Source organism: Agrococcus sp. UYP10, from assembly GCF_040547205.1.
GTDB classification, from domain to species: Bacteria; Actinomycetota; Actinomycetes; order Actinomycetales; family Microbacteriaceae; genus Agrococcus; species Agrococcus jenensis.
In genome coordinates, this window is record NZ_JBEPPG010000001.1 from 2,218,487 (window position 1) to 2,245,460 (window position 26,974).

Here is a 26,974-nt window from a genome sequence, read left to right on the forward strand (position 1 = left end):
CGGCCGTGGCGGCCGCGGGAACGGTCTCGATCATGCCATGCGGGGCTCTGCCTGGCTCGCCGTAGACTGGGAAGCCGTCGTGCCGCCTCCGGCCGACGACACCCAGGAGCATCTGTGACCGACGAGACCTACGACTTCGCCCGCATCCAGCAGCGCTGGCTGCCGGTGTGGGACCGCATCCGCCCCTTCGCGACCGACGACGAGACCGACGCACGGCCGCGCAAGTACGTGCTCGACATGTTCCCGTACCCCTCGGGCGACCTCCACATGGGGCACGCGGAGTCGTACGCGTACGGCGACGTGCTCGCGCGCTACTGGCGCCAGCAGGGCTTCAACGTGCTGCACCCGATCGGGTGGGACTCCTTCGGGCTGCCCGCCGAGAACGCGGCGATCCAGCGCGGCATCGACCCCAAGGCCTGGACGGCCGACAACATCGAGCAGCACAAGCGCTCGATGCGCCAGTACGCGACGGCGTTCGACTGGGACCGCATCCTGCACACGTCCGACCCGGCCTACTACAAGTGGAACCAGTGGCTGTTCCTCGAGCTCTACAAGGCGGGCCTCGCCTACCGGAAGCCGTCGAACGTCAACTGGTGCCCGAAGGACCAGACGGTGCTCGCCAACGAGCAGGTCGTCGCCGGCGCGTGCGAGCGCTGCGGCACGCCCGTGGTGAAGAAAAAGCTCACGCAGTGGTACTTCAAGATCACCGACTACGCCGACCGCCTGCTCGACGACCTCAACCAGCTCGAGGGCCGCTGGCCCGACAAGGTGCTGCGCATGCAGCGCAACTGGATCGGCCGCTCCGTCGGCGCAGAGGTCGAGTTCGAGATCGAGGGCCACCACAGCCGCGTGCCCGTCTTCACGACGCGCCCCGACACCCTCTACGGCGCGACCTTCATGGTCGTCGCGCCCGATTCCGACCTGGCCGCCGAGCTCGCCTCTGGAGCGTCGCCGGAGGTGCGGATGCGGTTCCAGGCGTACCTGGAGGACGTCGGTCGGATGACCGAGATCGACCGCCAGAACGCCGAGCGCACGAAGACGGGCGTCGACCTGGGCCGCTTCGCGATCCACCCGCTGACGGGGGAGCGCCTGCCGATCTGGGCCGCCGACTACGTGCTGGCCGACTACGGCCACGGCGCGGTCATGGCCGTGCCGGCGCACGACCAGCGCGACCTCGACTTCGCGCGCGCCTTCGACCTGCCGGTCAAGGTGGTCGTCGACACGAACGCGGCGGTCACGGGCGTCATGCCGATGATCCCGATCGACGACGAGGGCAACGCGATCGAGCCCGAGGGCTTCGAGCCGCTCGACCCGAAGGCGACCGGCGAGGCGCTCACCGGCGACGGCCGGATGGTGAACTCGGGCGACCTCGACGGCATGTCGAAGCAGCACGCCATCGGCCGCATGGTGCAGATGCTCGAGGCGAAGGGCGTCGGCCGCGCCGCGAAGTCGTTCCGCCTGCGCGACTGGCTCGTGAGCCGGCAGCGCTACTGGGGCACGCCCATCCCGATCATCCACGCCGCCGACGGCCAGGAGGTGCCGGTGCCGCTCGAGCAACTGCCCGTCACGCTGCCCGACACCGCCGGCCTCGACCTGACGCCGAAGGGCACGAGCCCGCTCGGCGCCGCCGAGGACTGGGTCAACGTGCCGTCGCCGATCGACGGCAGCCCCGCGCGTCGCGACGCCGACACGATGGACACCTTCGTCGACTCGTCCTGGTACTACCTGCGCTTCCTGAGCCCGAACGACGACACCCAGCCGTTCGACCGCGCACAGGTCGAGCGCTGGGCGCCCGTCGACCGCTACGTCGGCGGCGTCGAGCACGCGATCCTGCACCTGCTCTACGCGCGCTTCATCACGAAGGTGCTCTTCGACCTCGGCCACGTGCCGTTCACGGAGCCCTTCGAGTCGCTGCTCAACCAGGGCATGGTCATCCTCGACGGCGCGAAGATGTCGAAGTCGAAGGGCAACCTCGTCACGCTCTCGGAGGAGCTCGAGCAGTACGGCGTCGACGCCGTGCGGCTGGCGATGAGCTTCGCCGGCCCGCCCGAGGACGACATCGACTGGAAGGACGTCAGCCCGACCGGCGCGCAGAAGTTCCTGGCGCGCGCGTGGCGGCTCTCGAAGGAGTCGCTCGCGAAGCCGGGCACCGACCCGAAGCCCGGCGACCGCACGCTGCGCCGCGAGACGCACCGCTTCCTCGCGGATGCGCCGGGGCTCATCGAGGCGCTGAAGTTCAACGTGGTCGTCGCTCGCCTCATGGAGCTGACCAACGCCGCGCGGAAGACCGTCGACACCGGTGCCGGTGCCGCCGACCCTGCGGTGCGCGAGGCGGTCGAGACGATCGCGCTCGGCCTGTCGCTCTTCGCGCCGTACACGGCCGAGGAGATGTGGGCGAACCTGGGCTTCGAGCCGTCGATCGCGAACGCCGGCTGGCGGAAGGCCGACCGCTCGCTGCTCGTCGAGCAGACGGTCACCGCGGTGGTGCAGGTCAACGGCAAGGTGCGCGACCGCATCGAGGTGGCGGCGGACGTCGCCGGTGACGAGCTGGAGCGGCTCGCGCGCGAGCTTCCGGGCGTCGCGCGCTCGATCGGTGACGCGACCGTGCGGCAGGCGATCGTGCGGGCGCCGCGGCTCGTGAACTTCGTCGTCGGGTAGCGCTTTCCCTGCTGGTCGAGCCGCACGGCGAGGCCGCGCGAGTCGAGACCGCCGCGAGATCGATCGGGCTGAGCCCGTCGCCAGCACCCCATCCGGGTCGGCGCGCGGCTCAGCCCGATCGAGCTTGCTCGCCCGGGCTCTCTCAACCGGAGTGCCGCGCGCGACCTCAGCCCTGCATCCACAGGGCTGACCGGGGCGCGCTCGCAGGCGGTCCCGCCAGCCCTAGGTTGCCGGGATGGCCGGTGAGGGCGAGCGCGGTGCGAACGCGCGCTGGCGCCTCGGCGCTGGTGCCGCGGTCGTGCTCGTGCTCGGCGCCGTGGCGGGCGGCGTCGTGCAGCGGATGGTCGCCGACGCCCAGCCCGCGGTCGTCGCCGCCACGCCGGTCACGACCGCCTCGACGGCACCGGCCGAGGTCGTCGTCGACGTGCAGGGCGCGGTCACGCATCCGGGCGTCTACCGGCTGCCGGCCGGCTCGCGCGTGCTCGATGCGATCGCCCGCGCCGGCGGCACGAGCGCGGAGGCTGCGCCCGGCGCGCTGAACCTCGCGCGATCGGTCGTCGACGGCGAGCAGCTGCTCGTGCCGACCGAGGGGGAGGAGGCGGAGGCGGCTGCCTCGTCTCCGGAGGAGGGCGCGCTCGTCTCGCTCAACCAGGCAGATCAAGCCGCGCTCGAGACGCTGCCGCGCGTCGGCCCCACGCTCGCGCTCGCCATCATCGCCCACCGCGAGGCGCAGGGTCCCTTCACCGACGTCGCCCAGCTCGACGACGTGCCGGGCATCGGCCCCGCGCTGCTCGCGGCGCTGACGCCGCTCGTGACGCTGTGAGCGTGCGCGGGCGCCGGTCATGCGCACCCACCGATCGTGCGCACCCTCCGACCATGCGCACGCACCCAGCATGAGCAGGCACTGATGCGCGACCTCCGGCTCGCCCTGCCGGTGGCCATCGCGTGGGCGGTGCTCGCCGCGCTCAGCCCGCACGCGGCGATGCTCGGTCCTGCCGCAGCCGGCAGCGCCGTCGTGGCCGGCGCCTGCCTGCTCGCAGCACGCGGCGCATCCGGTGGGCACGACCGAGTCGCGGCTGGTCTGCGCACGCTCGCGGTCGGCGCCGGCCTCGCGGTGCCGCTGCTCGCTGGCGCCGCCTCGGCGACCTCGGTGCCGCTCGACGGGTGCGACACGATGTCGCTGCTGGTGCTTGGCGCATCGACGCCGGCCGAGGTGCTCGTCACCGGCTGCGACCGCGGGACGGCGGCATCCATCCCGCCGAGCGCGCTGCTGCTGCGCGCCGACGCCCCGCTCGCGATCGGCGCGACCGCCGCCGGCGCGTGCGACGCGTGGCTCGACGGATCGCGCTGGTTGCTCGCCTGCGTCCGGCTCGAGGTGGCGGAGGCCGCCGCGTGGGCGGCGTGGGCGAGTCCGCTGCGTGACGGGCTGCTCACCGCGTCGGCGCAGCTGCCCGGCGCGGGCGGCCAGCTGCTGCCGGGGCTCGCGATCGGCGATGAGCGCCGCATCGGGCCAGCGCTCGAGGCCGCGATGCTCGGCGCCGGCCTCAGCCACCTCACCGCCGTGTCGGGGGCGAACTGCGTCATCGTCGTCGGCGCCGCGTTCCACGCCGCTGCCGCGCTCGGGGCCCGGCGAGGAGCGCGGGTCGCGATCGCCGCGGGCGCGCTGGCCGGCTTCGTGCTGCTCGTCACGCCGGAGCCCTCGGTCGTGCGCGCGGGCACGATGGCGGGCACCGCCCTGGTCGGCCTCATGACCGGCCGTCGCGCTGGTGCGCTCGCGCTGCTCGCCCTCGCCGTGCTGCTCGCGCTCGCCGTGCAGCCCCACCTGGCGACGAGCGCCGGCTTCGCGCTCTCGGTGCTTGCGACCTGCGGCCTCATCGTGCACGCGCGGCCCATCGCCGTCCTGCTCGCGCGGGTGCTGCCGATGCCGGTGGCCGCGCTCATCGCCGTGCCGGCGGCCGCGCAGCTCTGGTGCATGCCGGTGCTCGTCGCCCTCGACGCGAGCGTCAGCCTCGTCGCGGTGCTCGCCAACCTGCTCGCGGGTCCCGCGGCGCCGCTTGCGACGGTGCTCGGGCTCGCGGCGTGCGTCACGGCACCGCTTGCGACGGGCGTCGCAGCGGCCCTCGCGTGGATCGCGTGGCTGCCGGCCGCGTGGATCGCGCAGGTCGCGATGCTCGCGCAGCAGCTGCCGGCCTCGCAGACCGGGTGGCCCGCCGCGCCCGGGGGCGTGGTCGCCGCATCCGTCATGCTCGCCGCGGTCGTGCTGGGCCACGCACGGCGGCACCTCCTACAAGGCGTGGCGGTCGCCTCGGTCGTCGGTCTCGTCGCGGCGGGCGCCGCGGCGTGGCCGGCCGTCCGGCTCGGGTCGCTCGCCGACTGGACGATCGCGCAGTGCGACGTGGGCCAGGGGAGCGCGACCGTCGTGCGGCATGCCGGCGCCACCGTGCTCGTCGACGCGGGCCGCGAGCCGGAGCCGATCGACCGGTGCCTGCGGATGCTCGGGGTCGCTCGCGTCGACCTGCTCGTGCTGACCCACTTCGACGTCGACCACGCGGGCGGTGCGCCGGCGCTCGCCGGACGCATCGGCACGCTCGCGCACGGCCCGGTCGACGAGCGCGCCGCGCCGCTCGTCGCCGAGCTCGTCGCTGGTGGTGCGACGGCGCAGGAGGCGCGCCGCGGCGACGCGTGGACGCTCGGCGAGCTGCGCGTCGACGCGCTGTGGCCGACGGGCGACGACGAGCCGGGCAACGACGCGAGCGTCGCGGTCGCGATCGATCTGCCCGATGCGGCCGGTGCGCTCGAGCTCGTCGTGCTCGGCGACCTCAGCGCCGATGCGCAGTCCCGCCTGCTGCGCGCGGGCGTGCCGGGTCCGGCCTCCGTGATCGTCGTCGCGCATCACGGCTCCGCCGACCAGCTGCCCGCGCTCTACCGCCGGCTCAGCGCGGCGGTCGGGCTCGTCGGCGTCGGACCGAACGACTACGGGCATCCGACGGATGCGGCGCTGCAGCTCGTGCGTGACACCGGGGGAGCGCCACTGCGCACCGACGAGCTCGGCACGATCGCGCTCGCCGTCGACGACCAGGGCGTCCGTGTCTGGTCCGAACGCGTCGGCGGCCCGCCGTAGGCTGAACGCATGGCCGCGAGCATCCCCAAGATCAGCTGGGAGCAGGTGTCGCCCGCACCCGTCGTGCTGGTCTTCGGCAAGGAGTCGTTCCTCGCCGACCGCGCGCTCCAGCGCCTGCGAGCGCTGCTGCTGCTCGAGGATCCCGAGCTCGAGGTCCACGACGTCGATGCCGGCCAGTACAGCGACGGCGCGCTCGAGCTCATCGCGAGCCCGTCGCTCTTCGACGAGCCACGGCTCGTGCGGGTCGCCGACGGCGTCAAGGCGACGGATGCGTTCATCGCCGACGTCCTCCGCTACCTCGCGCAGCCGGTCGACGGCACGACCCTCGTCATCCGTCACGACGGCTCGACCGTGCGCGGCAAGAAGATGCTCGACGCCATCCGGCAGACGCCCGGCGCGATCGAGGTCGTCTGCCAGCCGCTCAAGCGCGGCGACATGGTGCCGTTCGCGCGCACCGAGCTGCGCTTGCTCGAGCGCGAGGCGACGCCCGGCGCGATCGCCGCGCTCGTCGACGCCTTCGCCTCCGACGTCGCCGAGCTCGCGAACGCGATCCGCCAGGTGGCGCTCGACACCGAGGGCGAGGTCACCGAGCAGGTCGTGCGCACCTACTACGCGGGGCGCGTCGAGACGACGGCGTTCGCGGTCGTCGACGCGGTCGTCGCCGGCGACGTCGCCCGCGCGCTCGTCACCTTGCGGCAGGCGATCGCGACCGGGGCAGACCCCGTGCCGATCGTCGCGGCGTTCGCGATGCGCTACCGCCAGCTCGCGAAGGTGTCGGGTGCTGGCGGCTCCGACTCGCAGGCGGCGCGGCAGCTCGGCATGCAGGACTGGCAGGTCGGCAACGCGCGCCGCGACCTGCGGTCGTTCACGGATGCGTCGCTGTGCGACGCGATCGAGGCGATCGCGACGGCGGATGCGGCGGTGAAGGGTGCCGAGCGCAGCCCCGGCCACTCGGTGGAGCGGCTCGTGCGCCAGCTCGCGGCGCGCACCGCCTGATCCGGGCGCCCTCGCGCTGCGGCGGAGACAGCAAGCGGTCGTCGTCGAGCCTCCGGTACCGATCTCCGGTACCGATCTGCGGGTGGCGGGGCTGCGCACCCGCAGATCGGTACCGGAACCGCCCCTTCGCGACGCGGGAGCGTGGGCGCGGCTCAGGCCGAGCCGCTCCACGGCGCCGGCACGATCGTCCAGAGCACGACGGCGGGCTCGCCACCCTCGACGCGCCAGGTGTGCGGCTCGCGACCCGGCAGGGTGAGTGCCGCGCCGGCCTCGACCGTCACCGTTCGGTCGGCGAAGCGCACCGAGACGGAGCCGCTCACGACGTGCAGCACCTCGACGTCGCAGTTGATCGTGTAGAGGTCGCTGCCGCCGTGCGCGTCGGGCTCGAGCTCGGAGCGCAGCAGCTGCACGCGCTCCTGCCCGCGCGGCGACAGCATCCGCTCGTCGGCGCCGAAGCCGCCCAGGTTGATCGGCGGCGCCTCCTCCCACGTGACGAGCTGCACCTCCGGCTCGACGAACAGTGCGCCGACGGGGAGCGACAGCACCTGGCACAGCTGCACGAGCGTCGCGACGCTCGGCGACGTCTCGTCGCGCTCGACCCGGCTGAGGAACCCCTTCGAGAGCCCCGTCGTCGTCGCGACCTGGCTGAGCGACATGCCCTGTGCGGTCCGCGCCGCGCGCAGCTTCGCCCCGATCGGGGTCGCGCCCTCGTCGGCGGCGGGATGGATCGAGCGCATGGATGCTCCTGGTCGCGCGGGCCCGCTTGACGCGTCCGTGCGCGAGGCGTACCTTGTGGGCAATCGTTGCGTCTAGAGTATCGAAGGTTGTCAAATATGCAACTCCCGCAGGAACAGGACCGAGCAGCAGCCGACGCGGTCGTCGAGCGCCACCCGGCGCCGCGCGGGCCGGTCGACGCGAGCGTCGTCCCGCGCTTCGCCGGCATCGCCACGTTCGCCCGACTGCCGAGGCTCGACGAGGTCGGCCGCGCCGACATCGCGATCGCCGGCGTGCCGTTCGACAGCGGCGTGAGCTACCGCCCGGGCGCCCGCTTCGGCCCGGCGCACGTGCGCGAGGCATCCCGCCTGCTGCGGCCCTACAACCCCGCGCAGGACGTCTTCCCGTTCGCCTCGCAGCAGGTGGCCGACGCGGGCGACCTCGTCGCCAACCCCTTCGACCTCACAGCCGCGGTCGCCGAGATCGAGGCCGGCGCGCTCGAGCTGCGGCGGAGCGCCGACCGCCTCGTCGTCATCGGCGGCGACCACACGATCGCGCTGCCGCTGCTGCGCGCGGTGCACGCCGAGCACGGCCCCGTCGCGGTGCTCCACTTCGACGCGCACCTCGACACCTGGGACACCTACTTCGGCGCGCCCATCACGCACGGCACGCCGTTCCGCCGCGCGTCGGAGGAGGGCCTCATCGACCTCACCGCGAGCATGCACGTCGGCACCCGCGGGCCCCTCTACGACAAGGGCGACCTCGAGGACGACGAGCGGCTCGGCTTCGCGGTCGTCACGAGCGAGTTCGTCGAGGAGCACGGCGTGGCCACGGCCATCGACCGCATCCGCGCGCGCGTCGGCACCGCACCGCTCTACATCTCGATCGACATCGACGTGCTCGACCCCGCGCACGCCCCTGGCACCGGCACGCCCGAGGCTGGCGGGCTCACGAGCCGTGAGCTGCTGCGCATCCTGCGCGCGCTCTCCGACCTGCGGATCGTCGGCGCCGACGTCGTCGAGGTCGCCCCCGCGTACGACCACGCGCAGGTCACGGCGATCGCCGCGAGCCACGTCGTCTACGAGCTGCTGAGCGCGATGGCACCGAGGGATGCCCGAGCATGACGACCGAGGAGCATGGCGTGCGCACGCCCGATCGAGCAGCGGTCGAGGCCGCGGCCGACGCCATCATCGACGCCTTCGCGGCGACCGACGGCGAGCGCTACTTCGCGGGCTTCTCGCCCGACGCGACGTTCATCTTCCACACCGAGCCCGCGCGGCTTTACGACCGCGCCGCATACGAGCGGCTGTGGGGCGGATGGGTCGACAGCGGCTGGCGCGTGGCCTCCTGCGCGTCGACCGACCGCCTCGTGCAGGTCTGGCCCGGCGGCGCCGTCTTCACCCACACGGTCGACACCGCCGTCGAGACCACCGACGGGCCCTCTGCCTACCGCGAGCGCGAGTCGATCGTCTTCGCGCTCGACGGCGACCGCCTGGTCGCCGTGCACGAGCACCTGTCGCCGCTCACCGAGCCCACCCCCGCCTGACCCTGCACGACCCGCGCACGCCGCGCACCTGACGACATCCGCCGAAGGAGTCCCATGTCGCTCTACTCACGCCTCGAACGCCGACTGGAGGCGAGCTCCGACGACGCCGGCCCCGTGCGCGGCACGTACTCGTCCGGCCGGATGCTCATGATCTGGCTCGCCGCGAACCTCGTCGTCACGACGCTGCTCACCGGCACGCTCTTCGTGCCCGACGTGCCCTACGGCCTCGTGCTCGGGCTCATCGTCGGCGGCACGGTCGTCGGCGCTGCGGTGCTCGTGCTCATCGGCGCGATCGGCACCCGCACCGGCCTGCCGACCATGGCGCTCACGCGGGGCCCGTTCGGGACCCGCGGCAGCCTGCTGCCGCTCGCCGCGAACGTGATCATCCTCATGGGCTGGAGCTGGGTGCAAGCGATGCTCGCCGGCATCTCGCTCGACTTCATCGTGGCGTCGGTCACGGGCTTCTCGAACCCGGTGATCTTCGCCGTGCTCTGCCAGACGATCGTCGTCGTGCTCGCGATCTTCGGCCACGCGGGGGTCGCGCGCGTCGAGCCGTGGTTCGCCGCGGTCATCCTGGCGATCGCCGCGTACGTCTTCATCGCGTCGTTCACGACCTTCGCGCCCGCCGACTTCGCCGCGATCCCCGGCAACCCGGAGGCGTTCTACACCCCGGGGCTGGTCTTCGACGTCGTGCTCGCGACCGCCATCTCCTGGACCGTGCTCTCGGCCGACTTCAACCGCTTCGCGCGGACGACTCGCGCCGGCGTCATCGGCTCGGGCATCGGCTACACGCTCTCGACCATCGTCTCGATGGCGCTCGGCGCGACGGCGATCGGCTACGTCGCCCTCAGCGGCGGCGAGGTCGTCGCGTTCGACCCGGTCACGATCATCGACGCCTTCGGCGTGCTGTTCGCGGTCGCGATCTTCCTCTCGGTGATGGCGACGAACACGATGGTCGTCTACGGCATGGTGACGTCGGTCATCAACGCGCTGCCCGGTCGGAAGGTGCCGTTCCTCGCCACCGCGCTCGTGCTCGGCGCCATCTCGATCATCGGCTCGACGTTCTTCGGCCTGCTCGCGCAGTTCACGACCTTCCTCGTCACGATCAGCGCCCTCTTCGCGCCGGTCTTCGCGATCATGATCGTCGACTACTACCTGCTCAAGCGCCGCTCCTACGACGCCGACATCCTGCGGCCGACGGGTGGCCGCTACTGGTACTGGGCGGGCGTCAACTGGGTCGCGGTCGTCGCCTGGGCGATCGGCGCGACGCTCGCCTACGTCTGGGCGTACGTCTGGCCGCTGCCGATCGGCGCGACCGTGCCGGCGTTCATCGCGACGTTCGTCATCTACCTCGCGCTCTCGCTGCCGTTCCGCGGCAAGGTCGCGCCGGCGCCCGCCCGGCACCTGGCGGATGCGTCGTCGGATGCACGCTGACGCCCCGCGGCTCGTCGACCTGAGCCACCGCGTCCGCGACGGCATGCCGGTCTATCCCGGCGACCCCGAGGTGTCGATCGGGCCGGCGCTCACCGTCGACGCCGACGGGGTCGACGTGGCGGGCATCCGGATGGGTTCCCACACCGGCACGCACGTCGACGCGCCGTCGCACACGGTCGTGGGCGGCCGCACGATGGCCGACGTCGGGCTCGACGAGCTCGTCGGCGACGCGATCGTGCTGCGGGTGCCGGGGCTCGCCGACGGCGAGGTCTACGGCTGGGACCGGCTCGAGGCGCGCGGACCGCTGCCGGAGCGGCTGCCGTCGATCGTGCTCATCGACACCGGCTGGGCGCGCTGGTTCGACGACGAGCGGCGCACGCGGCATCCGGCGCTCGCCGCAGGCGCGGCCGAGGAGCTGCTGCGGCGCGGCATGCGCGTGCTCGGCGTCGACACGCTGAGCCCGGACCCGACGGCAGGCGGGGGAGCGGCGTTCCCGGTGCACGAGGCGGTGCTCGGGAGCGGCCGGCTCATCGTCGAGAACGTGACCAACCTGGATGCCGTGCCCGACCGCGTGCGCGTCGGCTTCTTCCCGCTGCGCCTCGCGGGCGACGGCGCTCCCGTGCGCGCGGTCGCCTTCCTCGACTGATCGCCGTGCGGCTGAGTGGTCACTCCGGCACGTGAGTGGTCACTCCGGCGCGTGAGTGGTCGCTGCGGTGGGTGAGTGGTCACTGCGGTGGGTGAGTGGTCACCGCGGTGGGTGAGTGGTCACCGCGGCAGGTGAGCGGTCACTCTGCGAGGTGAGCGGTCACTGCGGGAAGTCAGTGGTCACTCCGGCACGTGAACCGCGAGTCTGCAGGGTGAGTTGCGTGGGCGGTGCGTGCGTCACATCCGGGAGGTGGAAACGTCTGCGCGGTCGCCGGACAATGCCGTCCCTGATGCGCCGCTCATCGGCGCCGGTGACCTCTCGCGCGCGGAGCGACCGCTCAGCTGCGGGAGTGACCGCTGAGCTGCGGGAGTGACCGCTCAGGCGCGGGAGCGACCGCTCGCGCGCGGGAGTGACCGCTCGCGCGCGGGAGTGACCGCTCGCGCGCGGGAGTGACCGCTCAGGCGCGGGAGCGACCGCTCGCGCACGGGAGTGACCGCTCGCGCGCGGGAATGACCGCTCAGGTGAGGGAGTGACCGCTCGCGCGCGGAAATGACAACTCAGGCGCGGGGGTGACCACTCGGGTGCAGGAGGCTCCACCCGCCCGCGCCCAGCAACGACGAAGGGGACCCCCTCGGGGGTCCCCTTCGTGCAGCGGTCAGCTCAGAGCGACGCGGCAGCCTTCGTGATCGACGACTTGCGGTTCGCAGCCTGGTTGCGGTGGATGACACCCTTCGACACGGCCTTGTCGAGCTTGCGGCCGGCGATCGCGACCTTCTCCTGCGCGACGGCCTTGTCGCCGGCGGCGATGGCCTTGCGGGCCTCGCGCACGGCGGTCTTGAGCTCGCTCTTGACGGCGCGGTTGCGGAGCGTCGCCTTCTCGTTGGTGAGGATGCGCTTGATCTGCGACTTGATGTTCGCCACGTGGTGTCCTGTTCTGATTCGAAGAGTGGTTGGCGGCGGCTTCTGCTCGCCTGAGCCGCCGCGACCCGCCCTCGCGCGACGGGCGCGCAGAAGAAGGGGAAGCCAGCGAATGACTCTACCAGCGCGCGGTGGCCGGGCGCAACGCGGCCCCGCCCCTCCGCTGTGGGAGAATGGACCCTTCCGCACCGCACCCCTGCACCGCGTCACCGCGACCGCAGCGGCGCGGCGATCCCCAGCCGACGAGAAGGACCCGTGAGCCCCCGAGCGACCAAGGCACTCGAGCCAGCCTCCACCGATCCGGCGAAGATCCGCAACTTCTGCATCATCGCCCATATCGACCACGGCAAGTCGACCCTCGCGGACCGCATGCTGCAGCTCACCGGCGTCGTCGACGACCGGTCGATGCGCGCGCAGTACCTCGACCGCATGGACATCGAGCGCGAGCGCGGCATCACGATCAAGTCGCAGGCCGTGCGGATGCCGTGGGAGCTCGACGGCGAGACGTTCGCCCTCAACATGATCGACACCCCGGGCCACGTCGACTTCACGTACGAGGTCTCCCGCTCGCTCGCCGCGTGCGAGGGCGCGATCCTGCTCGTCGACGCTGCGCAGGGCATCGAGGCGCAGACCCTCGCCAACCTGTACCTGGCGATGGACAACGACCTCGAGATCATCCCGGTGCTCAACAAGATCGACCTGCCGGCCGCCGACCCCGAGAAGTACGCCGCCGAGATCGCGCGCCTCATCGGCGGCGACCCCGACGACGTGCTGCGCGTGAGCGGCAAGACCGGCATGGGCGTCGACGCCCTGCTCGACCGCGTCGTGCGCGCCGTCCCCGCCCCGACGGGCGACGTCGACGGCCCTGCCCGCGCCATGATCTTCGACTCCGTCTACGACGCCTACCGCGGCGTCGTCACCTACGTCCGGATGGTCGACGGCACGCTGCGCCCGCGCGAGCAGGTCGTGATGATGTCGACCGGCTCGAAGCACGAGGCCCTCGAGGTGGGCGTCTCGAGCCCGGAGCCGCTGCCCTCGAAGGGCCTCGGCGTCGGCGAGGTCGGCTACCTCATCACGGGCGTCAAGGATGTGCGCCTGTCGAAGGTCGGCGACACCGTCACGACCGTGAAGTCGCCCGCCACCACGCCGCTCAAGGGCTACGCCGACCCGAAGCCGATGGTCTTCTCGGGGCTCTACCCGATCGACGGCAGCGACTACCCGGTGCTGCGCGAGTCGCTCGACAAGCTCAAGCTCTCGGATGCCGCGCTCGTCTACGAGCCCGAGACCTCGGTCGCGCTCGGCTTCGGCTTCCGCTGCGGCTTCCTCGGCCTGCTGCACCTCGAGATCATCTCGGAGCGGCTGGAGCGCGAGTTCGGCCTCGACCTCATCGCCACCGCGCCGAGCGTGCCGTACCAGGTGCAGACCGAGGACCGGCAGACGCACGTCGTCACGAACCCGAGCGAGTTCCCCGAGGGCAAGATCCTGTCGGTCGTCGAGCCGATGGTGCGCGCGACGATCCTCGCCCCCAAGGACTACGTCGGCGCGATCATGGAGCTCTGCCAGACGCGCCGCGGCACGCTCGGCGGCATGGAGTACCTCTCCGAGGACCGCGTCGAGCTGCGCTACCGGATCCCGCTCGGCGAGATCGTCTTCGACTTCTTCGACCAGCTGAAGTCGCGCACGCAGGGCTACGCCTCGCTCGACTACGAGGTCGACGGCGAGGAGGAGGGCGACCTCGTCAAGGTCGACATCCTCCTGCAGGGCGAGCAGGTCGACGCGTTCAGCGCGATCGTGCACCGCGACAAGGCCTACGCCTACGGCGTGCTCATGGCCGGCAAGTTGCGCGAGCTCATCCCGCGCCAGCAGTTCGAGGTGCCGATCCAGGCAGCGATCGGCGCGCGGATCATCGCGCGCGAGACGATCCGGGCCATCCGCAAGGACGTGCTCGCGAAGTGCTACGGCGGCGACATCACCCGCAAGCGCAAGCTGCTCGAGAAGCAGAAGGAGGGCAAGAAGCGCATGAAGATGGTCGGTCGCGTCGAGGTCCCCCAGGAGGCGTTCATCGCCGCGCTCTCGACCGGCGAGACGAAGAAGGACGCCAAGTGACGGCGGCAGCCCACGCGAGGAGGACAGCACTGTGAAGCCGATCGGCGAGCGCTCGACGAACTACGGCGCCGTGGGCGCCACCGCGCACTTCGACTTCCACCGGTTCCCGCCGAAGGGCTTCGAGGTCGTGCAGAAGCGCGCCCGCATCGGGCACGGCCGGCCGCGCTACGACGCGGCCGTCGCGGCGCTCCGCACCTGGAAGATCCAGCGGCTCTCGGGCATCGAGGTCGACGTCGTCGGCACCGAGGAGGGCACCGTCTACCGCCCGGTGGGCTTCGAGGGCACCGAGGCGACGCGCGCGGCGAGCATCGAGCTGCAGCAGGACTTCGGTCCCGACGGCGAGCCGTTCCTGCAGCCGGGCGACTCCGTCGACCAGCGCATCCGCGTCGCCGGCATGCAGATCCACGCCCCGATGCGCGTGATCGCGGTCGAGGAGGAGCCGAGCACGCACGTCGTCATCGTCGGCTCGCTCGAGGGCCACCCGCTCGCCGGCGAGGAGCGCTTCACCGTCGAGATCGCCGAGGACGAGACCGTCTTCCTGCACTTCCGGGCCATCGTCCGGCAGGACGTCTGGTGGGCGCGGCTCGGCACGCCGTTCGCGCGCGCGCTCCGGCGCCGCTACCACGACCGGTTCATGGACGTGCTGCGCTCGATCGACGTCCGCTGACGATGGGGCGGCTGCCGGAGGGCGAGGCCGCGCCGACGGACGGCCGGCTGCCGGCGGGCACCGCTGTCGACGGCCCGTTCGGCGTCTACCTGCACGTGCCGTTCTGCTCGGTGCGGTGCGGCTACTGCGACTTCAACACCTACACGGCCGACGAGCTGCGCGGTGCGACGCGCGCCGGCTACCCCGACGACGTCGCCGCCGAGATCGCGCTCGCCGCGGCCTTGCTCGCCGAGCTCGGCCCGCTGCGACCTGCGCAGACGGTCTTCTTCGGCGGCGGCACGCCCACGCTGCTGCCGGCGGGCGACCTGCTCACGATGCTGGCGGGCGTGCGGGATGCCTTCGGGCTCGCCCCGGATGCGGAGGTCTCGGTCGAGGCGAACCCCGACTCGATCGACGCCGCCGGGCTCGCGCAGCTGCGCGCGGGCGGCGTCACGCGCGTCTCGTTCGGGATGCAGTCGGCCGTGCCGCACGTGCTCGCGGCCCTCGACCGCACGCACGACCCCGAGCGCGTGCCGCTCGTCGTCGGCTGGGCGCGCGACGCCGGCCTCGAGGTCTCCGTCGACCTCATCTACGGGGCGCCGGGGGAGTCGCTCGACGACTGGCAGCGGTCGCTCGACGCCGCCGTCGCGATGGAGCCGGACCACATCTCGGCCTACGCGCTCATCGTCGAGGACGGCACCGCGCTCGCCCGGCGCATCCGCAAGGGCGAGCTGGTCGCGCCGGACGACGACCTGCAGGCCGCCATGTACGAGGCGGCGGATGCGACGCTCGGCGCCGCCGGGTTCGACTGGTACGAGGTCTCCAACTGGGCGCGCGGCGACCGCGTCGCCCGCCACAACCTCGCCTACTGGCGCGGCCAGGACTGGTGGGGCTTCGGGCCCGGCGCGCACAGCCACGTCGGCGGCGTGCGCTGGTGGAACGTGAAGCATCCGGCCGCCTACCGCGACCGGCTGCTCGCCGGCGCCTCGCCCGCGCTCGCGCGGGAGGTGCTCGACGACGAGACGCGTCGCGTCGAGCGCGTGCTGCTCGAGTCGCGCATCGTCGACGGGCTGCCGATCACGCTGCTCGAGCCAGAGGGGCGCCGCGAGGTCGCCGGCCTCATCGCCGACGAGCTCATCGACGGAGGAGCCGCCCTCGCCGGCCGGGTGGTCCCGACGCTGCGAGGGCGGCTCCTGGCCGACGCGGTGGTGCGGCGGCTGCTGCCCTGAGGCTGCGGCCTACTTCACGAGCCGCCAGTTGAACGGGTAGCGGTACGAGCCGCCGCTGTTCACGCGCATGGCACCGACGATCGAGAAGATCACCTGGAGCAGGCCCGGCACCCACCAGAGGATGAGCAGGATGAAGCCGATCCCGACGAAGCTCAGGATGGTGCCGACGACGAGCAGTCCGACGGTGACGATCGTCATGAGGATGCCGAAGTTCAGCGCCTCCTTCGACTCCTGCCTCGCGAATGCGCTGCGGTCCTTGTAGATCATGTAGACGATGAGCGGCCCGACCCAGCCGCCGTAGCCACCGGTGACGATCGTCGACAGGCCGGAGAGGTGACCCCACATGCCGGCGTTCTTCTCGTCGACGGGCGACATGGGCGCGGCCGCCGCGTACTGCGGCTGCCCGGGAGCGCCGTACTGCGGCTGCTGGCCGTACTGCTGCGGGCCGCCGTACTGCTGGCCCGACTGCGGCTGGCCGTACTGCGGCTGGCCGTAGGGAGGCTGACCCGGCTGACCCGGCTGCGCCTGGCCGTACTGGCCCTGCCCGTCCTGCCCCTGTCCGTACTGGCCCTGGCCGTACTGCGGGGCGCTCGACGCGGCGCCGCCGAAGGGCTGCTCGCCGGGGCGGGGCGCGGCCGATGCGCCGCCGGACGAGTGCTGGCCCTGCTGCCACTCCTGGCCGGCCTGCGCGGCGCCGCCGAACGCCGGCTGCCCGGGCACGTCGCCGGGGGAGGAGAAGGACTGCGCGGGCTGGCCCACGCCGGGCGCGGGCGCCGCAGGAGCGCTCGGGGCGGCGTGCTGCTCATCGGTGACGTCGAAGCCCTCCGGGTGCTCCGGGGGAACGGGCTGCTCCCCGCGGGGAGCGTTGGGATCGGTCATGGCATGCCTTTCGTGTCGGCCTCGCGGCGCGCGGGGCGTCGCGGGCCCATTGTGCGCCTGATCGGCTGTGCATGGCATCCAAGACTTTTCGCCGCTCGCGATAGGATTGGCAGTCAGACGACGGGAGTGCCAAGGGGTGCGTCCACAGCGGATGCGTCCCTACCGGACGAGAGGAGCGCGGATGGTCTCGGATCGCGGCCTCGATGTGCTGCGGGCGATCGTGCAGGACTACGTGGCCATGCGCGAGCCCGTGGGCTCCAAGTCGATCGTCGAGCGCCACGCGTTCGGCGTCTCCGCCGCCACCATCCGCAACGACATGGCGCTCCTCGAGGAGGAGGAGCTCATCGTCGCACCGCACACGTCCTCCGGACGCGTGCCCACGGACAAGGGCTACCGGGTGTTCGTCGATCGGCTGCAGCGCATGCAGCCGCTCACGGCCGCGCAGCGCGTGGCCATCACGCGCTTCCTCGACGAGGCCGTCGACCGCGACGACGTGCTCGCGCGCACCGCCCGACTGCTCTCGAGCCTCACGAACCAGGTCGCGCTCGTCCAGGTGCCGATGCGCCGCCCCGCGGGGGTGCGCCGCGTCGAGCTCGTCGCGGTCGCCGAGACGCGGCTGCTCGCGGTGCTCATCCTCGACTCCGGCCGCGTCGAGCAGCGAGTGCTCGACGCGCAGCAGCGCATCGAGCCCGAGCAGGCCACCGCGCTCGGCCGCGCCTTCACCGAGACCACCGCGGAGCTGCCGCCGGCCGAGGCCGTCCAGCGGCTGTCGTCGGCAGCCGCATCCGCCCCGCCGTCGCTGTACGCGGCGACCTCGGCGGTCGCGACCGCGCTGACCGAGATGCTGCAGGCCGCCGGCGGCGACCGCATCGTGATGGCGGGCGCCTCGCACCTCGTGCGCGAGGAGCGCGACTTCCACGGCCGGGTGACCCCGGTGCTCGACGCGATCGAGGAGCAGGTCACCCTGCTGCGCCTCTTCGACGAGATGGGCGCGGAGGGCGAGGTCGCGACCCGCATCGGGCGCGAGCTCTCGGGCCCGCTCGGCGAGGCGGCCGTCGTGGCGTCGACCTACAGCGACTCGAGGCTCGAGGGGCATGTCGGCGTACTTGGCCCGACCCGGATGGACTACGCAGGGAACATGGCCGCGGTGCGCGCAGTTGCGCGCTACCTGACGCGGCTGCTGAGCGAGGACTGAGTGACTGACCACTACGAGACCCTCGGCGTCGCGCGCGACGCCGGCCAGGACGAGATCAAGAAGGCGTACCGCCGACTGGCTCGCGAGCTGCACCCGGACGTGAACCCGAGCGCCGACGCGGCGGAGCGGTTCAAGACCGTCACGCACGCGTACGACGTGCTCGGCGACGCCCAGTCGCGCGCGGAGTACGACCGCGGACCCTCGGCGGGTGCCGGAGCCTTCGGTTTCGGCGACATCTTCGAGCAGTTCTTCGGCGGCGGCGGCCGCTCGCAGGGGCCGCGGTCGAGGCGGCAGCCGGGGCAGGACAGCCTGCTGCGCGTCGACCTCGACCTCGCCGACGTCGTCTTCGGCGTGCACCGCGAGCTGCGCGTGCAGACGGCCGTGCTGTGCGAGACGTGCGGCGGGGCGTGCACGGCGCCGGGCACGAGCCCCGAGCGCTGCACGATGTGCGGCGGCTCCGGCCACGTGCAGCGGCAGGTGCGCTCGCTGCTCGGCAACGTCGTGACGAGCCAGCCGTGCGCCGTCTGCCAGGGCTACGGCAGCGTCATCCCCGAGCCCTGCCCGACGTGCGCGGGCCACGGCCGCGTGCGCGCCGAGCGCAGCATCCCGGTCGACATCCCCGCGGGCGTCGACACCGGCCTGCGCATCCAGATGCCCGGCCAGGGCGAGGTCGGCGAGGCCGGCGGACCGGCAGGCACGCTCTACCTCGAGGTGAACGTGCGCCACCACGACGTCTTCAGCCGCTCGGGCGACGACCTGCTCGGCACCCTCGAGGTGTCGATGCCGGATGCGGCGCTCGGCGCGCGCGCGACCGTCGAGGCGATCGACGGGCCCGTCGAGGTCGAGGTGCGGCCCGGCACGCAGTCCGGCGACGTCATCACGATCGGTGACCGCGGTGTCACGCGCCTGCGCGGCGCCGGCCGCGGCGACCTGAAGCTCGGCGTGCAGGTGGTGACGCCGCAGCGCGTCGACCGTCGCACCGAGGAGCTGCTGCGCGAGCTGCGCGACCGCACGAAGGCGCCCGCGCCGCACCTCGCGCAGTTCAAGCAGGGGCTGTTCGCGAAGATGCGCGACCGCCTCCGCCTCTGATGGCCCACTGCTACTGGCACGACGAGCTCGAGGGCTCGGTCGCCGGCGACGTGGTGACGCTCACCGGCGAGGAGGCGCACCACGCCGCCGTCGTCTCCCGCATGCGACGCGGCGAGCGCGTGCTCGTGAGCGACGGCCGCGGCACGCTCGCCGAGGGCGTGATCGACCGCGCCGAGAAGGACGGGGTCGACGTGGTGCTGCACCGCATCGAGCACGTGCCGCCGCCCACGCCCCGCATCGCGCTCGCGCAGGCGCTCGCCAAGGGCGACCGCGCCGAGCTCGCCGTGCAGGCGTCGACCGAGCTCGGCGTCGACGTGATCGTGCCGTGGCAGGCGCGCAGGAGCGTCGTGCAGTGGAAGGGCGACCGCGGCGAGAAGTCGCTCGACCGCTGGCGCCGCGTGGTGCGCGAGGCGGGCAAGCAGGCGCTGCGCCCGCGGCTGCCCGAGGTCGTGCCGGTCGTGGACGCCGACGGGCTCGCGCAGCTCGGCTTCGCGTGGCGCCCGGTCGTGCTCGACCCCACCGCGGAGGCGTCGCTCGCCGACGTGCCGCTCGACCGCGACATCCTGCTGATCGTCGGGCCGGAGGGCGGCATCGACCCGGCCGAGATGGAGCGGCTCGAGGCCGCGGGCGGCGTGCGGGTGCGGATGGGCGACCACGTGCTCCGGACGTCGACGGCGGGGCTCGCGGCGATCGCGGCCCTCAGCGTGCGACTCGGCCGCTGGTGAGCGGCGCGAAGGTAGGCTGACTGCCATGGCTGAGCCCACCGTCTTCGAGAAGATCATCGCCCGAGAGATCCCCGCAGAGATCGTGCTCGAGACCGATCGCATCATCGCGTTCACCGACATCCACCCCCAGGCGCCCATGCATGTGCTCGTCGTGCCGAAGACGCCTGCGTACCGCGACGTCGTCGAGCTCGCGGCCGCCGAGCCGGAGCTGCTCGCCGAGATGATCCAGGCCGCGCAGGCCATCGCGCGCGAGCGCGGCGACGGCGGCGACTTCCGCCTCGTGTTCAACACCGGCGAGCTCGCCGGCCAGACCGTGTTCCACGCCCACGCGCACGTGCTCGCGGGCTCCTTCGGAGAGGGCTCGCTTGCCTGACGCATCACAGTCCATCGAGATCGACGGCATCGAGATGGTGCGGCTGCTGGGTCCGCAGGACCGGCTGCTGACGCGGCTCGAGCACGAGCACCCGGACGTGCGCGTCGCCGTGCGCGGCAACCTGGTCACGCTCGAGGGCCCGGAGGACGACGTGCTCGTCGCGGGCCGGCTCGTGCAGGAGCTCGTCGACATGCTGCGCCAGGGCGCCGACCTCAGCCAGACCGAGGTCGCCGAGGGCACGCGCATCCTGCGCCAGGACTCGACCCACAGCCTGTCGGACGCGATGGGCGAGGCGATCCTCACGTCGCGCGGCAAGTCCGTGCGGCCGAAGACGGAGGGCCAGCGCGCCTACGTCGACGCGATCGATCAGCACACGATCGTCTTCGGCATCGGCCCGGCCGGCACCGGCAAGACCTACCTCGCGATGGCGAAGGCCGTGCAGGCCCTCCACCGCAAGGAGGTCGACCGCATCATCCTCACCCGGCCAGCGGTCGAGGCGGGCGAGCGGCTTGGCTTCCTGCCGGGCACGCTCACCGACAAGATCGACCCCTACCTGCGGCCGCTCTACGACGCCCTCAACGAGATGATGGACCCGGAGCTCGTGCCCAAGCTGCTCGCGACCGGCGTCGTCGAGGTCGCGCCGCTCGCCTACATGCGCGGCCGCACGCTCAACAGCTCGTTCATCGTGCTCGACGAGGCGCAGAACACCAGCCCCGAGCAGATGAAGATGTTCCTGACCCGCCTCGGCTTCGGCTCGCAGATGGTCGTCACCGGCGACGCGACGCAGGTCGACCTGCCGGCGGGCACCTCCGGGCTGCAGGTCGCGCAGCAGGTGCTGGGACGCATCGACGACATCCACTTCTCGATGCTCACGAGCGCCGACGTGGTGCGCCACACGCTCGTCGGCGAGATCGTCGACGCCTACACCGAGCACGACCAGAAGCAGATGGCGAAGCAGGCCCGCAAGGCGCAGGGGCCGCACCACCAGCAGCGCGGACGGGGTCGCTGATGGCGATCGACCTGCTCAACGAGACCGAGGCATCCGTCGACGAGGCGCAGCTCGTGCGGCTCGTCGCGTTCGACCTCGAGCGGCTCTTCGTGCACCCGGATGCCGACGTGTCGATCGTGCTCGTCGACGTCGCGGCGATGGAGCAGCTGCATGTGCAGTGGATGGACGAGCCCGGCCCCACCGACGTGCTGTCGTTCCCGATGGACGAGCTGCGCCCCGGCGCGCACGACCGCCTGACGCCGGCCGGCCTGCTCGGCGACATCGTGCTGTGCCCCGAGGTCGCGCAGGCGCAGGCGACCGAGGCGGGGCACAGCCTCATGACCGAGCTGCGGCTGCTGACGACCCACGGCCTGCTGCACCTGCTCGGCTTCGACCACGCCGAGCCCGCCGAGCGCGACGAGATGTTCACGCTGCAGGACAAGCTGCTCGCGGGCTTCGAGGAGCACGACGCCGGGACGCCCGGCCGCACCCCCTGATGTTCGAGATCCTGCTCTTCCTCGCCGCGGCCGTGCTCATCGCCTTCGGCGCCTGGCTCGCCGCGGCGGATGCCGCGCTCGGCGTCGTCTCGCGCGCCGAGCTGCAGGAGGCGGCCGTCACCGCCCGTCGCGGCTCGGCGATGCTCTCGATCGCCGACGACCTCCGCGGTCACGTCATGACGCTGCAGTTCGGCCGCATCATGTGCGAGACGATCGCCGCGGTGCTCATCACGCTCGGCGTCGACTCGCTCGTCACGGAGTGGTGGATCACGCTGGCCGTCGCGGCCGGGGTGATGATCGTCGTCTCGTTCGTGCTCGTCGGCACGAGCCCCCGCGCCGTGGGCCGCACGCACGCGATCGCGCTGCTGCGCGCATCCGCCCGATTCCTGCGCTTCTGGCGCGTGCTCATGGGTCCGATCGCGAGCCTGATCGCGAGCGTCGGCGACAAGATCACGCCGGGGCGCCAGCGCGAGACCGCGTTCACGACCGAGGCGCAGCTGCTGTCGATGGTCGACGCGGCCGCCGAGTCGGACGTGCTCGAGGACGACGATCGCGAGCTCATCCACTCGATCTTCGAGTTCAACGAGACGCTCGTGCGCGAGGTCATGGTGCCGCGGCCCGACATGATCACCGTCGACCGCGACGCGACCGCGAAGGATGCGCTGCGGCAGTTCCTCGACAACGGCCTGTCGCGGATGCCGGTGGTGGGGGAGTCGACCGACGAGATCCTGGGCATCCTCTACCTCCGCGACGTCGTGCGGAGCCGCACCTGGCGGCCGGAGGCGACCGAGACTGCCGAGGAGCTCGCGCGCCCGGCCATCCTCGTGCCCGAGTCGAAGAAGGGCGACGACACGCTCGCGCTCATGCAGGCCGAGCGCGTGCACGTCGCGATGGTCGTCGACGAGTACGGCGGCATCGCCGGGCTCGTGACGCTCGAGGACCTCGTCGAGGAGCTCGTCGGCGAGATCCGCGACGAGCACGACCGCGGCCGCGCCGAGGTCGTCGACGAGGGCGAGGGCGTGTGGCGGGTCTCCGCCCGCCTGCAGATCGACGAGCTGGGCGACCTGTTCGACCTGTCGCTCGACGACGAGGACGTCGACACCGTCGGCGGCCTCGTGCAGAAGGAGCTGGGGCGCATCGCTGAGGTGGGCGACGTCGTGCACGTCGGCGACCTGCGCATCGCGGTGCGCTCGATCGACGGCCGGGGCCGCAACGCCGGCGAGATGGAGGTCTCGCGCATGGTGCGCGCCGACCACGAGGCCGAGGGGGCCGCTTGATGGACGACACCGCAGACCCCGGGTTCGACTCCGGCGCGCAGGGCCAGCGCGACGCCGCGCACCGCAGCGGCTTCGTGACGTTCGTCGGCCGCCCGAACGCGGGCAAGTCGACGCTCATGAACGCGATCGTCGGCGAGAAGATCGCGATCACGTCGTCGAAGCCGCAGACGACGCGGCACGCGATCCGCGGGGTCGTGCACCGCGACGACGCGCAGCTCGTGATCGTCGACACCCCGGGCATGCACAAGCCGCGCACGCTGCTGGGCAAGCGGCTCAACGCCGTCGTCCAGACGACGCTCGGCGATGTCGACGTGATCTGCCTGTGCGTGCCGGCGAACGAGTCGCTCGGGCCGGGCGACCGCTTCATCGACCAGCAGCTCGAGGGGTTCCCGAGGGCGAAGAAGGTCGCCGTCGTGACGAAGACCGACGCCGCGTCGAAGCAGCGCGTCGCCGAGCAGCTACTCGCGGTCACGGAGCTGCGCGAGTGGGACGCGGTCGTGCCGCTGTCGTCGCTGCAGGGCACCCAGCTCGACGTGCTCGTCGACACGCTCGTCGGCCTGCTGCCGCAGGGACCGCCGCTCTATGAGGCCGAGACGACCACCGAGGAGCCGCTCGACATCCGCATCGCCGAGCTCATCCGCGAGGCTGCGCTCGAGGGCGTGCGCGACGAGCTGCCGCACTCGATCATGGTGACGATCGACGACATCGTGCGGCGCGAGGATCGCGAGCTCACCGACGTCTACGCCAACCTGTGGGTCGAGCGCGACAGCCAGAAGGGCATCGTGATCGGCAAGGGCGGCTCGCGGCTGCGCCAGGTGGGGGCGGATGCGCGCGCCGAGATCGAGCGCATCGTCGGCACGCAGGTGCACCTCGACCTGCGCGTGAAGATCGCGAAGGAGTGGCAGGGCGACCCGAAGCAGCTCGGCCGCTTCGGCTTCTAGCCCCCTCGCCGGTCGAGCAGCCCGCGAAGCCCTCTGCGCTGGTCGAGCAGCCCGCGAAGGCCTCTGTGCTGGTCGAGCAGCACGTGAAGCCCTCTTGCTGGTCGAGTAGCACGCGAAGCGCGCGTATCGAGACCACCCCCGGCGAACCGCCCCTACGCCACCCGGAACAGGTAGTTCCGCGTGCCCAGCACGACTCGCTCCGAGGCCCGCCATCCACCGTCGCGCCACGTCTGCATCGCGTAGCCCCGCTCGCGCATCATCCCGGTCACCTCGTCGGCCGTGCGTCCGTAGCGGCCGAGGTGGCGGTCCTCGATCTCGAGCAGCAGCGCGGGCATGTCGCGCTCGAGCACGCGCGCGGCGCCGTGCAGCACCTCGGGCTCGAAGCCCTCGACGTCGGCCTTGATGAAGTGCACGCGGTCGATCGCGTGCTCGGCGCAGACGTCGTCGATCGTCGTCACCGGCACGTGGATGCGCCGCGGTGCGGGCCCGGCGGTCGCGGCCGGCACGGCGAGGCGGTCCGCGAGGTGCGCGTGCCCGCTGATCCGCACGCCGTAGCGCGACGGCAGCACGAGCGGCAGGTGGCCGGCGCGGCGGCCCATCCCGTGGTCGGACAGCCGCACGTGCGCCGCGCCCACCGCGCGGCGCATCGCCGCGAGCACCGCGCGAGGCCGCGGCTGCGGCTCGAAGCTGTGCACGGCGCCGTGCGGCCCGACGAGCTGCGCCAGCGGGAAGGTGTACATCCCGTAGGCGGCGCCCACGTCGAAGCACACGTCGCCGGCGCGCACGAGGTGATGCAGGCCGCGGATCTCGGGCTCGACCATCCGCAGCCGCGCCGCGGCCCGCAGCGATGCAGCGGCGAGGGCGAGCCGACCGCGGCCGGGCTCGCGCTCGGCGCGTCGCGGCGACGTCTCGACGGTGATCTCGTCCACGGGGCCTCGGTCCTCTGGTGGTGGCTGCGCCGGTGCAGAGGCCGAGCATATCCATGCGGATGCATGCGCCCGTGATGGCGCCGCCTCGCGACGGCCTCCGCCGAGCGGATGATTCCCGGGCGCCGCGCGCGCCCCGCGCGTGCCGCCGACCTACGCTGGATCGCGTGACCACCCTCCCGATCGCCGATCCGACCGCGCCCGCCGCGGCGCCGGCGATCGAGCACGGGTCGCTCCGGTCCGACGCGATCATCGCCGCCGTCACGGCGCTCGTGCTCGCGGTGCCGACGCTCCTCCTCGGCACGGTCGGCTACGGCTGGCACTGGATCATGGCCGGCGTCGTCGCGCTCGCGATCCCCGGCGCGATCCTGCTGCGCCGCTCGCGGCCGGTGCTGGCGATCGCCGGGCTCACTGCGCTCGCCGCCGTGCACGTCGCGGTCGCCGCACCGATGTTCCCGATGTGGTTCGGCGTGCTCGTGCTGCTGTACTCCGCCGGCCGCTTCTCGCGCTGGTCGGGGCGGCTCGCCGCTTTCGGGCTGTCGCTCGTCGCGTCGGTGCTCGCGGCCTACTGGATCACGACCACCGGCGGCCTCGCGGGCTTCGCTCCGGGGGAGCCGGTCCCGCTCGGCGAGACCGTGCGGCTCGTCGCGTTCCTGTGGATCCCGCCGATGCTGCTGTTCTCGATGACGATCCTCGTCGGCTGGGGCGTCGCCGCCGCGGCGCGCACCGAGGCGGCGACCGTCGTCGCGCAGGTCTCGCTGCAGCGCGCCGACCAGGAGGAGGAGCGCGCCGCCCTCGCCCGCGACATGCACGACGTCGTCGCCCACTCGCTCGCCGTCGTCATCGCCCAGGCCAACGGCGCGCGCTACACGGCCGATCCCGCCGCGAAGGACGCATCCCTCGAGACGATCGCCGGCACCGCCAAGCAGGCGCTCGGCGACGTGCGGCTGCTGCTCGCGCAGCTGCGCCACAGCGAGGCGCCGGATCCGGTGGCATCGCTCGACGACGTCGACGCGCTCATCGAGCGGATGCGCGACAGCGGCCTCGACGTGCGGCTCGAGCGGGTGGGCGCGCGGTTCGCGCTGCCGCGCACGGCGGACATCGCCGCCTACCGCATCCTGCAGGAGGCGCTCACGAACGCGCTCCGCCACGGCGACCGGACCGGTCCGGTCCACGTGCGGATGCGTGGCGTCTCGTTCCCAGGCGGGACGGGCATCGTGGTCGACGTGCACAACCGCGTCCTCAGCACGCCGGGCATCGCCGGCCACGGCGTGCGCGGCATGCACGAGCGCGCCCGGCTCTCCGGCGGCGAGCTCTGGACCGGCATCGAGGACGGCTGGTTCCGCGTGCGCGCGGCCTTCCCGGCGGGCGTCGCATGATCCGCGTGCTCATCGTCGACGACCAGGCGCTGTTCCGCGGCGGCATCCGGATGCTCGTCGAGTCGCAGCCTGACCTCGTGTGCGTCGGCGAGGCCGCCGACGGCGCGCAGGCGGTGCGCCTCGCGGAGGAGCAGCAGCCCGACGTCGTGCTCATGGACGTGCGGATGCCGGTGCTCGACGGCATCTCGGCGACCGACCGGATCGTGCGGGCGAATCCGGGCATCCGGGTCGTGGTGCTCACGACGTTCGACCTCGACGAGGCGGCGGCGCGGGCCATCCGGGTCGGCGCCTCCGGCTTCATCCTCAAGGACGCGGAGCCCGAGCTCGTGCTCGCGGCGATCCGCACCGTGCACGCCGGCAACGAGGTCGTCGCCGCGAGTGCGACGCGCGCGCTGTTCAAGGCGTTCGGCCGTCAGCGGCGGACGGCCCCCGCGGCGTTCGGCGAGCTGACCGACCGCGAGCGCGAGATCTTCGCGCTGGCGGCGAAGGGGCTCTCGAACACCGAGATCGCACGCTCTGAGTTCGTGTCGGAGGCGACCGTCAAGACGCACATCTCGCGGATCCTCGCGAAGCTCGGGCTGCGCGACCGCGTGCAGCTCGTGGTCTTCGCCTACGAGCACGGGCTCGTGGGCGACCAGCAGGCCTGAGGGCGGATCATCCGCTCGGATGACCGGGAGTCGGCCTGCAGCCC

At 72.7% G+C, this 26,974-nt stretch carries 25 protein-coding genes; 21 read left to right on the top strand and 4 right to left on the bottom strand.

The genetic code is table 11. The features are described from left to right. Positions 1-114 precede the first annotated feature (114 nt). The 4 genes from leuS (at position 115) to holA (ending at position 6,775) form a co-directional block, all read left to right on the top strand. A complete protein-coding gene (gene leuS / locus ABIB37_RS10935; protein WP_354260329.1) occupies positions 115-2,658 on the top strand; it encodes a leucine--tRNA ligase in 2,544 nt (847 codons plus the stop codon). 235 nt (positions 2,659-2,893) lie between these two features. Continuing rightward, on the top strand, positions 2,894-3,481 hold the full coding sequence (locus ABIB37_RS10940) for a helix-hairpin-helix domain-containing protein (RefSeq protein ID WP_354260331.1): 588 nt from the start codon (positions 2,894-2,896) through the stop codon (positions 3,479-3,481). An 84-nt stretch (positions 3,482-3,565) separates the two neighbouring features. Continuing rightward, positions 3,566-5,779, top strand: coding sequence for a ComEC/Rec2 family competence protein (locus ABIB37_RS10945; protein WP_354260333.1), 2,214 nt, complete (start codon positions 3,566-3,568; stop codon positions 5,777-5,779). Positions 5,780-5,788: 9 nt separating this feature from the next. Next, the gene (gene holA, locus ABIB37_RS10950) at positions 5,789-6,775 is read left to right on the top strand and encodes a DNA polymerase III subunit delta (RefSeq protein ID WP_354260335.1); all 987 of its coding nucleotides are present in this window, start codon (positions 5,789-5,791) and stop codon (positions 6,773-6,775) included. Between the two features lie 152 nt (positions 6,776-6,927). Here holA and ABIB37_RS10955 read toward each other — a convergent pair whose 3' ends face one another. Beyond that, complete coding sequence (locus tag ABIB37_RS10955) at positions 6,928-7,512, bottom strand: helix-turn-helix domain-containing protein (protein ID WP_354260337.1); 585 nt, start codon at positions 7,510-7,512, stop codon at positions 6,928-6,930. 96 nt (positions 7,513-7,608) lie between these two features. On the opposite strand from ABIB37_RS10955, the gene speB reads away from it, so the two are divergent. From speB to ABIB37_RS10975, 4 genes are read left to right on the top strand one after another with little or no spacing between them, the layout of a single operon-like run. Continuing rightward, positions 7,609-8,613, top strand: a complete 1,005-nt coding sequence (gene speB, locus ABIB37_RS10960; RefSeq protein ID WP_354260339.1) for an agmatinase — start codon at positions 7,609-7,611, stop codon at positions 8,611-8,613. Positions 8,614-8,630: 17 nt separating this feature from the next. Next, positions 8,631-9,035 (top strand): nuclear transport factor 2 family protein, encoded by a 405-nt coding sequence (locus ABIB37_RS10965; protein ID WP_354260341.1) that lies wholly within the window; start codon positions 8,631-8,633, stop codon positions 9,033-9,035. 54 nt (positions 9,036-9,089) lie between these two features. Then, the gene (locus ABIB37_RS10970; RefSeq protein WP_354260343.1) at positions 9,090-10,469 is read left to right on the top strand and encodes a purine-cytosine permease family protein; all 1,380 of its coding nucleotides are present in this window, start codon (positions 9,090-9,092) and stop codon (positions 10,467-10,469) included. Then, the gene (locus ABIB37_RS10975; protein WP_354260345.1) at positions 10,459-11,115 is read left to right on the top strand and encodes a cyclase family protein; all 657 of its coding nucleotides are present in this window, start codon (positions 10,459-10,461) and stop codon (positions 11,113-11,115) included. The genes ABIB37_RS10970 and ABIB37_RS10975 overlap by 11 nt, the downstream gene beginning before the upstream one ends. 660 nt (positions 11,116-11,775) lie before the next feature. On the opposite strand, the gene rpsT is transcribed toward ABIB37_RS10975, so the two are convergent. Further along, positions 11,776-12,036 (bottom strand): 30S ribosomal protein S20, encoded by a 261-nt coding sequence (gene rpsT, locus ABIB37_RS10980; RefSeq protein ID WP_123698118.1) that lies wholly within the window; start codon positions 12,034-12,036, stop codon positions 11,776-11,778. Positions 12,037-12,288: 252 nt separating this feature from the next. On the opposite strand from rpsT, the gene lepA reads away from it, so the two are divergent. From lepA to hemW, 3 genes are read left to right on the top strand one after another with little or no spacing between them, the layout of a single operon-like run. Continuing rightward, the gene (gene lepA, locus ABIB37_RS10985) at positions 12,289-14,139 is read left to right on the top strand and encodes a translation elongation factor 4 (protein ID WP_354260347.1); all 1,851 of its coding nucleotides are present in this window, start codon (positions 12,289-12,291) and stop codon (positions 14,137-14,139) included. 31 nt (positions 14,140-14,170) lie between these two features. Beyond that, positions 14,171-14,806, top strand: coding sequence for a DUF1990 domain-containing protein (locus ABIB37_RS10990; RefSeq protein WP_354260349.1), 636 nt, complete (start codon positions 14,171-14,173; stop codon positions 14,804-14,806). Between the two features lie 2 nt (positions 14,807-14,808). Next, complete coding sequence (gene hemW / locus ABIB37_RS10995; protein WP_354260351.1) at positions 14,809-16,014, top strand: radical SAM family heme chaperone HemW; 1,206 nt, start codon at positions 14,809-14,811, stop codon at positions 16,012-16,014. 9 nt (positions 16,015-16,023) lie between these two features. Here hemW and ABIB37_RS11000 read toward each other — a convergent pair whose 3' ends face one another. Then, a complete protein-coding gene (locus tag ABIB37_RS11000; protein WP_354260353.1) occupies positions 16,024-16,893 on the bottom strand; it encodes a DUF4870 domain-containing protein in 870 nt (289 codons plus the stop codon). A gap of 181 nt (positions 16,894-17,074) precedes the next feature. Between ABIB37_RS11000 and hrcA the strand changes: the two genes are divergently transcribed. From hrcA to era, 8 genes are read left to right on the top strand one after another with little or no spacing between them, the layout of a single operon-like run. Beyond that, on the top strand, positions 17,075-18,088 hold the full coding sequence (hrcA, locus tag ABIB37_RS11005; RefSeq protein WP_354260355.1) for a heat-inducible transcriptional repressor HrcA: 1,014 nt from the start codon (positions 17,075-17,077) through the stop codon (positions 18,086-18,088). Next, positions 18,089-19,177 (top strand): DnaJ C-terminal domain-containing protein, encoded by a 1,089-nt coding sequence (locus ABIB37_RS11010; protein WP_354260357.1) that lies wholly within the window; start codon positions 18,089-18,091, stop codon positions 19,175-19,177. Continuing rightward, positions 19,177-19,902, top strand: coding sequence for a 16S rRNA (uracil(1498)-N(3))-methyltransferase (locus ABIB37_RS11015; RefSeq protein WP_354260359.1), 726 nt, complete (start codon positions 19,177-19,179; stop codon positions 19,900-19,902). Before ABIB37_RS11010 ends, ABIB37_RS11015 begins: the two co-directional genes overlap by 1 nt. Before the next feature lie 25 nt (positions 19,903-19,927). After that, complete coding sequence (locus tag ABIB37_RS11020; RefSeq protein WP_123698110.1) at positions 19,928-20,275, top strand: histidine triad nucleotide-binding protein; 348 nt, start codon at positions 19,928-19,930, stop codon at positions 20,273-20,275. Positions 20,276-20,309: 34 nt separating this feature from the next. Beyond that, complete coding sequence (locus ABIB37_RS11025; RefSeq protein WP_354261599.1) at positions 20,310-21,284, top strand: PhoH family protein; 975 nt, start codon at positions 20,310-20,312, stop codon at positions 21,282-21,284. Beyond that, positions 21,284-21,760 carry an rRNA maturation RNase YbeY gene (gene ybeY, locus ABIB37_RS11030; RefSeq protein ID WP_123698109.1) on the top strand — a complete coding sequence of 159 codons (477 nt, stop codon included), beginning with the start codon at positions 21,284-21,286 and terminating at the stop codon, positions 21,758-21,760. Before ABIB37_RS11025 ends, ybeY begins: the two co-directional genes overlap by 1 nt. Continuing rightward, complete coding sequence (locus ABIB37_RS11035; protein ID WP_354260361.1) at positions 21,760-23,037, top strand: hemolysin family protein; 1,278 nt, start codon at positions 21,760-21,762, stop codon at positions 23,035-23,037. The genes ybeY and ABIB37_RS11035 overlap by 1 nt, the downstream gene beginning before the upstream one ends. Continuing rightward, on the top strand, positions 23,037-23,978 hold the full coding sequence (gene era / locus ABIB37_RS11040; protein ID WP_354260363.1) for a GTPase Era: 942 nt from the start codon (positions 23,037-23,039) through the stop codon (positions 23,976-23,978). The genes ABIB37_RS11035 and era overlap by 1 nt, the downstream gene beginning before the upstream one ends. 152 nt (positions 23,979-24,130) lie before the next feature. Here era and ABIB37_RS11045 read toward each other — a convergent pair whose 3' ends face one another. Then, positions 24,131-24,907 carry an FkbM family methyltransferase gene (locus tag ABIB37_RS11045; protein WP_354260365.1) on the bottom strand — a complete coding sequence of 259 codons (777 nt, stop codon included), beginning with the start codon at positions 24,905-24,907 and terminating at the stop codon, positions 24,131-24,133. 164 nt (positions 24,908-25,071) lie between these two features. Between ABIB37_RS11045 and ABIB37_RS11050 the strand changes: the two genes are divergently transcribed. After that, on the top strand, positions 25,072-26,283 hold the full coding sequence (locus ABIB37_RS11050; protein WP_354260367.1) for a sensor histidine kinase: 1,212 nt from the start codon (positions 25,072-25,074) through the stop codon (positions 26,281-26,283). After that, positions 26,280-26,930 (top strand): response regulator, encoded by a 651-nt coding sequence (locus tag ABIB37_RS11055; protein WP_123698103.1) that lies wholly within the window; start codon positions 26,280-26,282, stop codon positions 26,928-26,930. The genes ABIB37_RS11050 and ABIB37_RS11055 overlap by 4 nt, the downstream gene beginning before the upstream one ends. The last annotated feature ends 44 nt before the right edge of the window (positions 26,931-26,974 follow it).